The sequence below is a fragment of the Metabacillus litoralis genome, assembly GCF_007994985.1.
GTDB classification, from domain to species: domain Bacteria; phylum Bacillota; class Bacilli; order Bacillales; family Bacillaceae; genus Metabacillus; species Metabacillus litoralis.
This window is the reverse complement of record NZ_VOQF01000007.1, coordinates 242,762-257,541: the sequence shown is the minus strand read 5'-3', so window position 1 is coordinate 257,541 and position 14,780 is coordinate 242,762. Positions and strand designations below refer to the sequence as shown.

Below are 14,780 nucleotides of genomic sequence, written 5' to 3'. Positions count from 1 at the left end.
AAATAATAAATCCTATCATAAAGTAGTCGTACATTTAGTTTGTTTGTATAGAATGATAGAAAGAGAGACTTTAGAGAATTTGTAATAATACTGAAACCTTTTTGACATAAGTTCGTATTAAAGATAAGCAAATAAACATCTAAATACATAGATGTAGAAAAAGGGTGGGGATAAGATGTTAAGTGTGAAGAGAATTTATAGCATAGTTGGATTTGTCTTTCTAATTGCCATCTTAGCAGTGATTGCATTTACTTCATGGTATACAGTTGATGAATCAGAGCAAGCTGTAATGATTACATTAGGAGAAGTTGAGGAAGGGGTTAGTGAACCAGGACTTCATTTTAAATATCCTTGGCCTATTCAATCTGTTGAAGTGCTTTCTAAAGAAACCTTCAGTTTACAATTTGGGTATGAAGAATCAGAAGATGGTAATGTAAAGGATTTTCCCAAAGAAACTAAGATGATAACAGGTGACGAAAATATCGTTTTAGCAGACATGGTTGTTCAATGGAAAATAACAGATCCAGGTAAATATTTATTTAATGCAGAAAATCCTAAGGAAATGCTGGAGGATGCAACTTCTGCTAGCTTAAGAAGTATTATAGGTAGCTCTACTATTGATAACGCCTTAACATCTGGTAAGGTGGAAATTGAAAAGCAGGTACAGGAATTATTATCAACATTAATAAATGATTATGATATTGGTATTACTGTATTGGCTGTAAAGCTTCAGGATGTGGATTTGCCAAATGAAGAAGTTAGAAAAGCATTTACAAATGTTACAGATGCACGTGAAACGATGAATACAAGAAAAAATGAAGCGAATAAATATAGAAATAAGCGTACTGAGGAAGCACTTGGTGAAAAAGATGCGATTATATCAGCTGCAGAAGGTGACAAGGCAGCACGTATGCAAGAAGCTCGTGGAGATGTGGCTCAGTTTAATGCAATATATAACGAATACAAAGATGCTCAAGATATTACACGTAAACGTTTAGTTCTGGAAACAATTGATCAAGTATTGCCAAATGCTGAGGTATATATAATGGAGGATAACGGTAATACAATGAAATATCTACCGATTAAGGATGCATCCTCAACCACCAAACCTGTAGCACCAGTTGAACAGGAAGGAAGTGAAAAGAATGGACAATGATAACGTTGTAAACATGGACGAAAAAAAGCCTTCATTCTCTTTCAAAGGATATCTTCGTGGAGGTATAGTTTTATTAATTATCATACTTATTCTCTTCATCACATTAACAAACTTATATATTGTAAAAGAAAATGAATATAAAGTTGTTCGTCAATTTGGTGAGGTTGTTAGAATTATTGAAGAACCTGGACTAAATTATAAAATTCCATTTATCCAGTCTGTTACAACATTACCAAAATATCAAATGACTTATAATGTAGAAGAAGCAGAGATTAATACGAAAGACAAAAAACGCTTAATTATTGATAATTATACAGTTTGGCATATTGAAGATCCTAAACTAATGATTTCAAATGCTCGAACAATTGTTAATGCTGAAACGAAGATGGCGGAGTTTGTTTTTTCAACAGTACGTTCTGAGTTAGGTCAGTTAGACTATGATCAAATTATTAATGACGAGAAATCATCAAGAGGAAGTTTAAATGATCAAGTAACTGACATTGTTAATGAATTATTAGCAAAAGATGGATATGGCATCAAAGTAACAGATGTAAGAATGAAACGGACGGATTTACCTGCTGAGAATGAACAATCAGTATTTACCCGTATGATTTCTGAACGTGAATCAACTGCACAAGGATATCTTTCAAAAGGTGACGCAGAAAAAAATAGGATTATAGCGAATACCGATCGAGAGGTAAAAGAAATGTTGGCTGAAGCTAAGGCTGATGCTGAAATAATCCGAAGTGAGGGTGAAAAAGAAGCTGCTAAACTTTACAACACATCCTATTCAAAAGACCCAGAATTTTATGAGCTGTTTAGAACGCTTCAATCATATAAACAAACAATAAATGAGGAAACAGTTCTGATTATTCCATTTGATTCTCCATATGCAAATTTACTTAAGGGTAGTGAATAAGCAACAATAATGAACCACAGTTTTCCTTTCTATTTGGACTCATGATAAAATAGAGAGGAAAGCTAAGGTTCTTTTTTTAGTGTTTCCTACTGTTTTTCTATAAGGTTGTTGCTAATTAACTGTACTTGAAATCAACAAAGAATGTTTAAAGGGGATTTCTAGAAAAATGTAAAATCTGTATGATCATAAGTTATGAAGACTTTAGATGCAAACATAATTAAGTAAATGATATGAAGAACCTATTTACAAGCTATTGGAGGATTAAAAATTGACTAAAAAGAAAATTGTATTGATTGATGGTAACAGTATTGCATATCGAGCGTTTTTTGCTTTGCCACTACTAAATAATGATAAAGGTGTACATACGAACGCTATTTATGGATTTACTATGATTTTAATGAAGATACTTGAGGATGAAAAGCCATCACATATGCTTGTAGCATTTGATGCAGGGAAAACTACGTTTAGACACAAAACGTTTCAGGAATATAAAGGTGGTAGACAAAAGACTCCACCTGAATTATCTGAACAATTTCCATTTATTCGTGAATTACTTGATGCTTATCAAGTATCACGTTATGAGCTTGAGAATTATGAAGCTGATGATATAATCGGTACTCTTTCTAGGCAAGCTGAAAAGGATGGCTATGAAGTTAAAGTCATCTCAGGTGATAAAGATTTAACACAATTAGTTACAAATAACATAACAGTTGATATTACACGTAAAGGAATCACTGATGTTGATTCTTATACTCCTACTTTTGTACAAGAAAAATATGGCTTAACTCCCGAGCAAATTATTGATATGAAGGGCTTAATGGGCGATACGTCAGATAATATTCCCGGTGTACCAGGTGTGGGAGAAAAAACAGCGATTAAGTTACTAAAGGAATTTACGTCATTAGAAAATGTGTTAAATTCAGTTGATCAGATAAGTGGGAAAAAACTAAAGGAAAAGCTTGAGGAAAATCGTGAACAAGCATTAATGAGTAAAGAGCTTGCAACAATTGAATGTGATGCTCCAATCACGATTGGTTTAACGGAATTAGAATATGAAGGATTTGATCAACAAAAGGTAGCAAATATATTTAAAGAGCTTGGCTTTAATTCATTATTAGATAAAGTTGGGGAAGAAGAAGCACAAGATATAGTTGTAGAAGAGATTGAGTTTAAGCATGTAACAGATGTTACGAATGAAATATTAATCGATGAATCTGTGCTATATATTGAAGTTCTAGAAGAAAGCTATCACCAAGCTAATATCATTGGGATATCGATTGTAAATAAAAATGGATTATTTTATGTGCCAGCCGATACTGCTTTAGCTTCTGAAGAGTTTAAAGCATGGGCGGAAGATGAGTCGAATAAGAAAATAGTTTATGATGGTAAGAAAACAACAGTTGCTTTAAATTGGAAGGGTATTTCATTAAAAGGAATTAACTTTGATGTATTAATCGCTGCTTATTTACTAAATCCTTCAGCAACCTTTGAAGATGTTTCGAGTGTGGCAAAGGTTAATGGACTATCAATTGTGCAAACAGATGAAAGTGTTTATGGCAAAGGAGCAAAACGTGCTATTCCAGATGAAGAGCATTTGAGTGAGCATATTGTTAGGAAAGGACAAGCTCTTTTCCAATTGAAAGAAACACTAGAAAATCAGTTAGCTGAAAATGATCAATCTTCTTTGTTATATGACTTGGAATTGCCTCTTTCTCTTATTCTTGCTGAGATGGAAGCAACAGGTGTTAAGGTAGATATTGAACAGCTAAAAGCTATGGGAAAGAATCTTGCTGAAAAGTTAAAATCGCTAGAAGAGAATATTTTTGAACAAGCTGGTGAATCTTTTAATATTAATTCTCCAAAACAATTAGGGGTAATATTGTTTGAAAAGCTGGGTCTACCAGCTATGAAGAAAACAAAAACTGGCTACTCAACATCAGCTGATGTTTTAGAAAAGCTTGAAGATAAACATGAGATTGTAAGAGAAATTCTCCACTATCGTCAACTTGGGAAATTGCAATCAACTTATATTGAAGGTTTATTAAAGGTGGTTCATAAGGATACGTATAAAATTCATACACGTTTTAATCAGGTGTTAACAACAACAGGAAGATTAAGTTCAATCGACCCTAATTTACAAAATATCCCTATTAGACTTGAAGAAGGGCGTAAAATACGTCAAGCATTTGTAGCTTCAAATAAAGATTGGGTAATCTTTGCAGCAGACTATTCTCAAATTGAATTAAGAGTTTTAGCTCATATTGCTAATGATCAAAATCTTGTAGAGGCTTTTAGAAACGATCTTGATATCCATACAAAAACGGCTATGGATGTATTTCATGTTGAACAAAATGAAGTTACATCTAACATGAGAAGGCAGGCAAAAGCAGTTAACTTTGGAATTGTTTATGGAATTAGTGATTATGGACTTTCACAAAATCTTGGCATTACCCGTAAAGAAGCAGGAGAATTTATTAAACGTTATTTAGAAACATTTGTCGGTGTTCAAGAATATATGGACGATATTGTGGCAGATGCAAGAGGTAAGGGGTATGTTAAAACATTGCTTCATAGAAGAAGATATATCCCTGAGCTTACAAGTCGTAATTTTAATATAAGAAGCTTTGCAGAAAGAACGGCAATGAATACACCGATTCAGGGAAGTGCGGCTGATATTATTAAAAAGGCCATGATTGATATGGCTGATCGTCTTAAACAGGAAAAGCTTCAAACAAAGTTATTGTTACAAGTTCATGATGAATTAATCTTTGAAGCTCCAAAAGAAGAAATAGCTATATTAGAGAAAATCGTTCCTGAAGTAATGGAAAATGCTGTTGAGTTAATTGTGCCATTAAAGGTAGATTATTCTTACGGTGATTCATGGTATGATGCTAAATAATAAACAAGATCAACATTTTTTACAATTGGTATCTGTTTAAAAGATCAATATATCATTCTTAGTGAGATAAAGGGTATGTGAGTGGTCAAATGAGATATTAATACACTTCTACACACCATTATAGAAAGTTTAGCCACTGAGGTAACCTAGGGGCCTTTGTAAAGAGGCCCTAGGTAATAAATTGGGTTAGGCAATTAGAGCTAGAGAACATAGATAAAAGGAAGTGATGACATGCCAGAGCTGCCAGAGGTTGAAACTGTTCGCCGCACATTACTTCAGCTCGTAAAAGGGAAAACAATCGAAAAAGTAACAATACATTGGCCCAAAATGATTAAAAAGCCAGAGGAACCAGATCAATTTGTAGATGCTTTAATTGGTCAGACAATTCACGATGTTAACAGAAGAGGGAAATTTTTAAAGTTCATATTAGATGACTATGTACTTGTTTCTCATTTGCGAATGGAAGGTAGATATGGTTTGTATGAGAAAAATGAGGAATCTGATAAACATACACACGCCGTATTTACATTTACTGATGAAACAGAGCTACGATATCGAGATGTACGTAAATTTGGCACAATGCACTTGTTTAAAAAAGGATTAGAAGAAAATGAATTACCCCTTTCTCAGTTAGGTCCTGAACCATTTTCTGAAAATTTCACTGTATCTTATCTTGAGGAACGATTAAAGAAAACAACAAGAAAAATCAAATCTGCTTTACTTGATCAAACAATCGTTGTTGGACTTGGAAATATATATGTTGATGAGGCATTATTTCGCTCTGGAATAAACCCCGAAAGAATCGCAAATACATTAACAAAAAAAGAGTATAACCTATTACATAGGGAAATCATTTTAACCCTAGATGAAGCTGTTGCCCAGGGAGGCAGTACTGTGCGCTCCTATGTAAACACACAGGGTGAGATAGGTATGTTTCAACTTCAGCTATATGTATATGGTAGAACAAATGAGCCATGTAAAAAATGTGGGACAACATTAACAAAGACAGTAGTGGTCGGAAGAGGTACACATTATTGTGAAAAGTGTCAGAAATAAAGATATTTATAAAAGCGAGAAGCATAATTATGTTTATCGCTTTTTTCTTTGAGGTGATATATTTATTGGCTATGTTAAAGCTTAATGTTGATTTTCAACTTTGTTGATTGAAGGGGAATACATGAGACTCCTGCTTAGAGAAGCATGTCAAAGGGAGACCCCACAGGCGCGCAGCTTACAAGGAGGCCCCCGGACCTAGGAAGAATTGTCTTTTGAAAAAGCCGGTAGTTGTGATTTTTCATTATTCTTCCCTAGGAAGAATTGTCCTTTGAAAAAGCCGGTAGTTGTGATTTTTCATTATTCTTCCTTAGGAAAAAAGGTGCTTTTTTCCTGGGAAAGCGAATGCCTGTAACGGAAATCAACAACAAAGTTTAACAGAGCCTATTTATTTCACTGATTTAAACATTTTTATGCCAAATTTAGATGAAAGGAAATTGAAAGTTTTATTTAATTCATATCAACCTAAAGATAGCCATAAACTCAATACAGTTCTGTTTTCGTCTCTTTATAAACAACAAAGTCTTTCGAAAACAGCTCTCTTTGAAAAAAACCTTCTTTAACATTATATAGGCTACTATCATACACTATGTTAGCAATTAGAAGGAAGGGGCTAGGCTTTATGGTTCAATATGTATCATTATTGTTGTTAGCATTCGCAGTAAGCTTAGATAGCTTTTCTGTAGGTTTTACGTATGGCATGAGAAAAATGAGAATACCATTTAAATCGATCCTTGTTATTGCTTGTTGCTCAGCCGCAACAATGCTTGGCGCAATGTTAGTGGGTGATTTGCTAACAAAGATATTTCCTATTTACGTTACAGAAAGGCTAGGCGGAATTATATTAGTTCTAATTGGTATGTGGGTTTTATATCAATTCTTTCGCCCTGGAAAAGAACATTCAGAGGAAGAAGAAAAGACAGAAAAAACATTAATTAACTTTGAAATAAAAACACTAGGTATTGTGATCAATATTTTAAGAAAGCCGATGTCTGCAGATATTGATAAATCTGGAACTATAACTGGTATTGAAGCATTTTTGCTAGGATTTGCATTATCTCTTGATGCTTTTGGAGCAGGAATAGGTGCATCATTGTTAGGTTATTCCCCGATTATAATGAGTATTCTTGTTGCATTAATGAGCTCGTTATTTGTCTCAATAGGCATACATTCTGGAAATGTACTATCAAGATTTAGCTGGATGGACAAATTTTCTTGCCTCCCAGGTGTTATCCTCATTATGATAGGGATATGGAAAATTTAAGGACGTACTGGAGGAAATGGTTGTGACAATTGTCATTGGGTTAACAGGCGGAATTGCAAGTGGAAAAAGTACGATATCTTCAATGCTTCAAGAAAAAGGAATTCGAGTAGTGGATGCTGATCACATTGCAAGAGTTGTAGTGGAGGTTGGGGAACCAGCTTATAACCAAATTGTTGAAGAGTTTGGTATCGAAATATTAAAAGAGGATAAAACAATCAATCGAGAAAAGCTAGGGACAATCATTTTCTCTGATGAGAATAAGCGCCAAACGTTAAACAGCATTGTTCACCCAGCTGTAAGGAAAGAAATGCTAAAACAAGTAGAAGAAGAAAAAAACAAGCAATCTAATGCTGTTGTTTTAGATATTCCTTTATTATTCGAAAGTAAACTAACACATATAGTTGATAAAACACTACTTGTATACGTAGATCAAGAAACACAGATGAAAAGGTTAATGAAAAGAAATGGATACAATGAAGAAGAAGCTAAAATGAGAATGGACTCACAGCTGCCATTATATGAGAAAAGAGAACTTTCAGATTACATTATTGATAATAATGGATCAATTGAATCAACGAAGAAACAGTTAAATGACCTACTAGAGAAGATTCTCTAGGTGCAGAATTTAACAATATAAAAGTTCGAGAAGCAGGAGACTAGAAATAGTCTCTTTTTGAATGGAAAAAAGTTAATAAAAGAGTTAAATATATCACTATATGTGTTATACTTAATACGAAAATAGAATAATTAGTATAACATATATAGCGAGAGGGGTAATATGATGAGAGCCAATATTGCAATAAATGGTTTTGGTCGTATTGGGAGAATGGTTTTTCGTAATGCAATGATGCAAGGTATGAATATAAAGGTCATTAATGCGAGTTATCCAGCAGAAACGTTGGCACATTTAATAAAGTATGACACAAATCACGGTAAATTCGATGGAAATGTGATTGTAGAAGAAGGTCATTTAATTGTAAACGGTAGCAAAGTAATTTTAATTAATGAAAGACATCCTGAAAATCTCCCATGGAAACAATTGGGGATTGATATTGTCATTGAAGCAACAGGTAAATTTAATCATAGAGATCAAGCAATTCTTCATATTAAGGCTGGTGCTAAAAAAGTTATTTTAACGGCACCAGGTAAGAAGGAAGATCTAACAGTTGTTATGGGAGTAAATGAAAATAAGTATAAATCAGATCAACATAGTATTATTTCAAATGCATCTTGCACGACAAATTGTTTAGCTCCGGTAATGAGGGTAATTGATGAAAATTTCATCGTCAAAAATGGCTTAATGACAACAATACACGCATATACAAATGATCAAAGAAACATTGATAATCCACATAAAGATTTACGAAGAGCAAGAGCCTGTGGGCAATCAATTATTCCAACCTCAACGGGTGCTGCTAAAGCTTTAGAATTGGTGTTACCACAATTAAAGGGGAAGATGCATGGAATGGCATTGCGTGTTCCAACACCGAATGTCTCTTTAGTTGACGTAGTGGTAGATGTAGAGAAATCTGTTTCTGTAGATGATGTGAATTTAGCCTTTCAGCAAGCAGCAAAAGGCTCTCTAAAAGGAATTCTTGATTATACAAATGAACCCTTAGTATCAATAGATTTTAATACAAACCCTTTTTCAGCAATCATTGATGGTTTATCGACAATTGTTATGGCGGGAAATAAAATAAAAGTTCTAGCTTGGTATGATAACGAATGGGGATATTCATGTCGTGTAACAGATCTTACGATGATGGTTGAGAAGAAAATGAGTTCCATGATTGAGGTTTAAACGTTTACCTTTTGTATGCGAACCGTCCAAATGGTCGTGATAAAAAATTCACAACCTGGACGGTTCTTTTTTCGTGAAAAGCAGGGTGAATAGAATAAAAAAACATGAGAAAAATAGTAAGTGATTGCCCCTTTACTTTAATGGTTAACAAAACTTTTTAAAAAAGTTTGTTGCAAAAGATATATAAACAAAGTATACTATTTTTCGTGAACTTCTTATAAAAAGCCAAGGTGTTAAAGGCTACTTAAAGGGTTAGGACCTCTTTGGACTAACTTTCCCCCGTGGTAGTTACACATATACCATTAAGCAGAGAATTCATGTATAAAAATAGTTAAAGGGGGATCCATTAATATGGAAACAATGGGTAGACACGTTATCTCAGAATTATGGGGATGCGATTTTGATAAGTTGAATGATATGGATTACATTGAAAAAACATTTGTAAATGCGGCATTAAAGTCTGGTGCAGAAGTAAGAGAGGTTGCTTTTCATAAATTTGCTCCACAAGGAGTAAGTGGTGTAGTAATCATTTCTGAATCGCATTTAACAATTCACAGCTTTCCTGAGCATGGTTATGCAAGTATTGATGTTTATACATGCGGTGATTTAAATCCGAATATAGCAGCAGATCATATTGCTGAATCTTTAGGTGCTCAAACTCGTGAAAATATCGAAATTCCTAGAGGCATGGGTCCTGTTCAAGTTAAACAAGCTCAAGCAAAAGTTCTTTAATTTTCGACTAATATTGAACATTTAGTTAAGAGGTGTGGATTTATTTAATCCACACCTCTTTTTATTATTGTGAAATTTCAGTATGATAGTAGGTAGAATACTTTGGACACGACAAGTGAAAATTATGATAAAGGGGTTTAAACATAATGAGTTTTGTAAACAAGCTTAAAGATATTTTTAGTACACATCAAGAAACGCGTGAAAATCATTACAACGAAGATCTGAAAAGTCATTATTATAAAACAACGTATAAAACTGCTTTACAATCTGTTAAATCAATTATCGAAGAAACACCTGGAATGACAATAACATCGGTATCTGAAGACCGTGGTGAAATGAGTGTAAATATCGATCGACCAAAAAAAGGTTTCTTAATTGTAACAATAATATCTGTTCGTCCTTTTGAAACAGCAGTTGATTTTACAGCAACTACAAATACCGTCTTACCAACAGATTTTGGATATAGTAAAAAGGTAATTCTTGAGCTATATAAAAAGCTTGATAAAAAAGAAACATTTGTAGGAACAGGTAAAAGTGGAAGATAAATAAACATTTTGTTTTATACTGGTACATACTAAGAAAAATTTTGTTATTCCAATGAATGTAATTATTTGAGAAATTGATTGGAGTTGGGTTTTATGAAATGTCCTTCCTGTCAACATAATGGGACAAGGGTATTAGATTCTAGACCAGTTGACGAAAGTAAATCGATAAGACGTCGACGTGAATGTGAAGAATGTCAGTATCGTTTTACTACATTCGAAAAAGTTGAAGAAATCCCTTTAATTGTGGTAAAAAAAGAAGGGACTCGTGAAGAATTCAGTAGAGAAAAAATATTAAGAGGTCTTATTAAAGCATGTGAAAAAAGACCTGTTCCATTGCAAGTATTAGAAGATCTTGTTCATGATATAGAAAAAGAATTAAGAAACCAAGGTGTATCTGAAATAAACAGTGAGCATGTCGGTGAGATGGTCATGAATCGCCTTGCGGTAATCGATGAAGTTGCTTACGTTAGGTTTGCTTCAGTGTACCGACAATTTAAAGATATAAATGTATTTATTGATGAATTAACAGATTTAATTAAAAAAGTAAGATAAAAAAGGAAGAGCTAGTAAAGAAAAATTTCTTATAGCTCTTTTTTCAGTGAGCTAGGGATGAAATGGTCAACAAAAGTTAACCAATACCTTAGAAAGTGAAGCAAAGAGCGAATATGTTTTGAAAGGTTTGAAGGGGATGGATCAGCATCATTGGAAAGAAATTCTTGCAATTGATCGTTACAAAGTGAAAAGTAATTCGGTTCTTAACGATCTTGATCGTAAGATTTTAACATTATTATATCAACCTTTGATTGGTTCAAAATGTTTTAGTCTTTACATGACACTTTGGGGAGAGCTTGAACAAAGCAGGGTATGGAGTGTAGAAAAAACACATCATAGTTTGATGACAATCATGCAAAGCAATCTTAGGGACATTTATCTTGAACGTATAAAGCTTGAAGGATTAGGTTTATTAAAAACCTATATGAATGAATCAGAGGGGTGTAAACGATACGTATACGAGCTTCATGCACCGTTAAAACCTAATGAATTCTTTCAAGATGGTGTTTTAAATGTCTATTTGTATAATCGAGTAGGTAAAAATACTTTCCTACACTTAAAGCAATTTTTCTCAGATGATCGAATTGATACAGAGATGGGTGAGATCACGAAATCCTTCGATGAGGTTTTTGATTCTGGGCAATCTGCTGAGATGATTGCAAAATTGAACAATGAGACATTGGAAGATTTAACATTGCAAGTAGACAAAGAATATATGCAAACTGAAACCCGAGCATCAATGGAAGTATCAGATCATGCTTTTGATTTTGACTTGTTTTTATCAGGTATTTCGAATGTGATTATTCCTTCAAAATCAATTACGGCTAATGTGAAGGATGTTATAAAGAAATTATCGTACCTTTATGGAATTAATGCTGTAGATATGAAAAATGTCGTCATGAATAGCATTGATCAAAATGATTCTATTGATATTGAAATTTTACGAAAGTCAGCACGTGATTGGTATCAATTTCAACATGGTGATGAACTACCTGGATTGTTAGATAAACATCAACCTCTTCCGTTAAGGTCTGAAATGAAAAAAGAAAACCTTACAAAGGATGAAGAATTAATTCTACAGTTAGAATCTATTACACCAAGGAAATTTTTAATCGATGTTTCTGGGGGAGTTCCACCTAGTGCTGGAGATTTGAAGATTATTGAGGAAGTTATGATTAACCAAAAACTTCATCCTGGTGTTATAAATGTATTGATCTATTATGTTTTGCTAAAAACGGATATGAAATTAACCAAATCTTATGTAGAAAAAATTGCTAGTCATTGGAAAAGAAAAGAAATAAAGACTGTAAAAGCAGCGATGGACTTAGCTAAAAGTGAGCATCGCCAATATCAACAATGGGCAGAGGAAAATGCTAATAAGAAAAAAACAAATTATAAAAAAGCTCCAGTTCGAAAAGAGCAGTTGCCAGCTTGGCTTGATCAAGAACAAGAAAGTCCAAATAAAAAAATCGAGTCAAAAAAACCAGATGAGAAAACAGATCTTGAGCGTGAACAATTTGAGCTTGAGAAAAAGAAATTATTTGATCGAATAAAGAATTACAAGGATAATAAAACAAAAGAGTAATCAAAGCTGTTTTCAAAAGCTTTTTTACGATTTGGAAGTTGAAATAAATAGGAATGAATTTAGCGGCATCTTTTCTTCATAGATTGTACCCTTTAAGTGAAAAAACTTTCTCCACCACATAGATCAACAATCTTCCAGAAAAGAGCCTCACTTAAAGAAAGAACTGAGGTGAAAAAGAATGGAACATATGAGTAAATCTCTTAAAAAATTACAAAGTAGACCAGATTTTAAAGATCGCTATAACGATCTAAGAAAACAAGTTCTAAATGATCCAGATGTACAAGCTTTTATAACCAATCATTCATCTGAAATTGAGAGTGGGATGATTGATCGAAGTATCGGGAAATTATATGAATTCACGAATCAAAGTAAAAACTGCAAGAAATGTCCTTCTTTATCACAATGTCAAAATTTATTGCAAGGATATCACCCACGACTAATGATTGTTGGAAGAATGATTGATGTTCAATATGATAAATGCCCAACAAAGGAAACTCATGATGAGCGCAAGAAACATGAGTCTTTGATAAAGAGTATGTATATTCCGAAAGATATTTTAGAAGCTCAATTTCATAATATTGATGTTGATGTAGAAGAAACAAGTAGATTAAAAGCAATAGGTATCGCACAAGACTTTGTCGAGGAATACAATAAAGGTAAACGTCCAAAAGGTTTATATTTATATGGCTCCTTCGGGATTGGTAAAACATATATCTTAGGAGCGATTGCAAATGAACTGGCTTCACATCGAGTTTCGTCGATGCTCGTTTATGTTCCAGAGTTTATGAGAGAGTTAAAAGGATCTTTCCAAGATTCTTCTTTAGATGAAAAATTGGAAGCTGTAAAGAAAATACCTGTGCTGATGTTAGATGACATAGGTGCTGAATCTGTATCAAGCTGGATGCGTGATGAAATTTTAGGAACAATTTTACAATATCGAATGCTAGAAAATTTACCAACGTTCTTTTCATCTAACTTTAATTTGAAGCAGCTTCAACATCATTTATCTGTATCACAGCGTGGTGAAGAGGAGCCAGTTAAAGCAGCAAGGATTCTAGAACGGATTAAACATATGGCGATTCCTATTGAGTTAATTGGGAAAAATAGAAGAGGCTAGAAGATTAACACTTATGATGAAAAATATCTAAATAATATAATGTAGACCAAATCGAAAATTGATTTGGTCTTTTTATGGTTATAAATAATAAACAATAAATTAACATGTGAATTTTGTTTTCTCTACATTCTTTACTTCTAATTTTAAATGTTTCCCCATATACATAGAACCAGGTATTGGTAAAAAGGGGGGACAAACATGCTTGAGATTTTATTTTCGTCTCCGAAAGAGGCAAGAACAATTTACGCTATTTTTCGTTCCATTCGTAAAGAGTTCCTTTCAGAATTACAACTTATTAATGACGAGCTTATAAAAATTAGCCCTAAATCATGGGATGTATCATTAGAGCAAATTGTAATTCCTGGATTTATTCAATTTATCTTAGAATATAAAGAACATCAATTCATGCTTTCAATACTAAAAGAAGAATATTATTTTGTAGAAGAAATAGAACAGCAACAGATTTTACAAATTGCCAATTCAATCATTGACGGGGAAAGAACAGACATACCAAGAATTCAAGGGTTATGCCCCCGTGATGAAGTGCTCAAGGAGACTTTGGGGATGTTTTTAAAGCCTGAGTTGAATTTCTCATTTGCTTCGTTTCAAAAATTCCGTCTTCATCAATATATTGCTAGATTAAGAGAGTATGTTGAAGTGGCCATTGAGGAGTACAAGCTAGAGCAAGAATATCAATCCTTTATCCAAAGCTTACGAGATTATCAATGTGAACAGAAATCTAAATTAGAGAGGATTTCAATTGTACATAAAGAGGGCTATGTAGTTTATGATGATAATAAACAACATTTAAGTGATGATCAACTAACTGCTTATGTAGATCAAGGGTTTATTTATCAACATCCAATGTATATTGATTCGAATTTATTGGCTCCTTTAGTATCAATTGCACCAAAAGAAATTTTCGTTTATACAAATGACTCAATAGATGGTATGATTCAAACAATTCAAAATATCTTTCAAGAAAAAGTGAGAATACATAGCTTAGCTGAATTTACATAATAACTATTATAGTGAAATGTCTGCTTGATTTTAGAACCAAAACAATTTATAATACGAATTAATTGAAAAAATCATCAGTATTGATAAGGACATGAGCTTGTTTATACGGTTTTACAGAGAGGGAAGGATATGCTGAA

At 33.2% G+C, this 14,780-nt stretch carries 13 protein-coding genes; all 13 read left to right on the top strand.

Features of this window, described 5'->3' with window-relative positions; all coding sequences use genetic code 11:
- Nucleotides 1-175 precede the first annotated feature (175 nt).
- Nucleotides 176-1,156: an FtsH protease activity modulator HflK gene (hflK, locus tag FS935_RS14110; RefSeq protein ID WP_146949286.1), complete on the top strand. Its 981-nt coding sequence runs from the start codon at nt 176-178 to the stop codon at nt 1,154-1,156.
- Nucleotides 1,146-2,075: a protease modulator HflC gene (gene hflC / locus FS935_RS14105; RefSeq protein ID WP_146949285.1), complete on the top strand. Its 930-nt coding sequence runs from the start codon at nt 1,146-1,148 to the stop codon at nt 2,073-2,075. Before hflK ends, hflC begins: the two co-directional genes overlap by 11 nt.
- Before the next feature lie 268 nt (nt 2,076-2,343).
- On the top strand, nt 2,344-4,974 hold the full coding sequence (polA, locus tag FS935_RS14100) for a DNA polymerase I (RefSeq protein WP_146949284.1): 2,631 nt from the start codon (nt 2,344-2,346) through the stop codon (nt 4,972-4,974).
- Between the two features lie 231 nt (nt 4,975-5,205).
- Nucleotides 5,206-6,030: a DNA-formamidopyrimidine glycosylase gene (mutM, locus tag FS935_RS14095; protein WP_146949283.1), complete on the top strand. Its 825-nt coding sequence runs from the start codon at nt 5,206-5,208 to the stop codon at nt 6,028-6,030.
- 619 nt (nt 6,031-6,649) lie between these two features.
- Nucleotides 6,650-7,291: a sporulation membrane protein YtaF gene (gene ytaF, locus FS935_RS14090; RefSeq protein WP_146949282.1), complete on the top strand. Its 642-nt coding sequence runs from the start codon at nt 6,650-6,652 to the stop codon at nt 7,289-7,291.
- A gap of 22 nt (nt 7,292-7,313) precedes the next feature.
- The gene (gene coaE, locus FS935_RS14085) at nt 7,314-7,907 is read left to right on the top strand and encodes a dephospho-CoA kinase (RefSeq protein ID WP_146949281.1); all 594 of its coding nucleotides are present in this window, start codon (nt 7,314-7,316) and stop codon (nt 7,905-7,907) included.
- A 165-nt stretch (nt 7,908-8,072) separates the two neighbouring features.
- Nucleotides 8,073-9,092 (top strand): glyceraldehyde-3-phosphate dehydrogenase, encoded by a 1,020-nt coding sequence (locus tag FS935_RS14080; protein WP_146949280.1) that lies wholly within the window; start codon nt 8,073-8,075, stop codon nt 9,090-9,092.
- A gap of 351 nt (nt 9,093-9,443) precedes the next feature.
- Nucleotides 9,444-9,824, top strand: a complete 381-nt coding sequence (speD, locus tag FS935_RS14075) for an adenosylmethionine decarboxylase (protein WP_146949279.1) — start codon at nt 9,444-9,446, stop codon at nt 9,822-9,824.
- A 146-nt stretch (nt 9,825-9,970) separates the two neighbouring features.
- Entirely contained in the window at nt 9,971-10,369 is a 399-nt protein-coding gene (locus tag FS935_RS14070) for a cytosolic protein (protein WP_146949278.1), read from the top strand.
- 93 nt (nt 10,370-10,462) lie between these two features.
- Entirely contained in the window at nt 10,463-10,921 is a 459-nt protein-coding gene (gene nrdR, locus FS935_RS14065; RefSeq protein WP_146949277.1) for a transcriptional regulator NrdR, read from the top strand.
- A 136-nt stretch (nt 10,922-11,057) separates the two neighbouring features.
- The gene (locus FS935_RS14060; RefSeq protein WP_146949276.1) at nt 11,058-12,506 is read left to right on the top strand and encodes a replication initiation and membrane attachment family protein; all 1,449 of its coding nucleotides are present in this window, start codon (nt 11,058-11,060) and stop codon (nt 12,504-12,506) included.
- A 178-nt stretch (nt 12,507-12,684) separates the two neighbouring features.
- Complete coding sequence (gene dnaI, locus FS935_RS14055) at nt 12,685-13,623, top strand: primosomal protein DnaI (protein WP_146949275.1); 939 nt, start codon at nt 12,685-12,687, stop codon at nt 13,621-13,623.
- 198 nt (nt 13,624-13,821) lie between these two features.
- Nucleotides 13,822-14,643 carry a putative sporulation protein YtxC gene (ytxC, locus tag FS935_RS14050; protein ID WP_146949274.1) on the top strand — a complete coding sequence of 274 codons (822 nt, stop codon included), beginning with the start codon at nt 13,822-13,824 and terminating at the stop codon, nt 14,641-14,643.
- Nucleotides 14,644-14,780: the final 137 nt, after the last annotated feature.

What these genes read in the sequence shown, in the direction of transcription:
- FS935_RS14060 (WP_146949276.1), top strand. Translation starts at nt 11,058, where the DNA reads ATGGATCAGCATCATTGGAAAGAAATTCTTGCAATTGATCGTTACAAA.
- speD (WP_146949279.1), top strand. Translation starts at nt 9,444, where the DNA reads ATGGAAACAATGGGTAGACACGTTATCTCAGAATTATGGGGATGCGAT.
- ytxC (WP_146949274.1), top strand. Translation starts at nt 13,822, where the DNA reads ATGCTTGAGATTTTATTTTCGTCTCCGAAAGAGGCAAGAACAATTTAC.
- hflC (WP_146949285.1), top strand. Translation starts at nt 1,146, where the DNA reads ATGGACAATGATAACGTTGTAAACATGGACGAAAAAAAGCCTTCATTC.
- FS935_RS14080 (WP_146949280.1), top strand. Translation starts at nt 8,073, where the DNA reads ATGAGAGCCAATATTGCAATAAATGGTTTTGGTCGTATTGGGAGAATG.
- mutM (WP_146949283.1), top strand. Translation starts at nt 5,206, where the DNA reads ATGCCAGAGCTGCCAGAGGTTGAAACTGTTCGCCGCACATTACTTCAG.
- FS935_RS14070 (WP_146949278.1), top strand. Translation starts at nt 9,971, where the DNA reads ATGAGTTTTGTAAACAAGCTTAAAGATATTTTTAGTACACATCAAGAA.
- ytaF (WP_146949282.1), top strand. Translation starts at nt 6,650, where the DNA reads ATGGTTCAATATGTATCATTATTGTTGTTAGCATTCGCAGTAAGCTTA.
- hflK (WP_146949286.1), top strand. Translation starts at nt 176, where the DNA reads ATGTTAAGTGTGAAGAGAATTTATAGCATAGTTGGATTTGTCTTTCTA.
- nrdR (WP_146949277.1), top strand. Translation starts at nt 10,463, where the DNA reads ATGAAATGTCCTTCCTGTCAACATAATGGGACAAGGGTATTAGATTCT.
- dnaI (WP_146949275.1), top strand. Translation starts at nt 12,685, where the DNA reads ATGGAACATATGAGTAAATCTCTTAAAAAATTACAAAGTAGACCAGAT.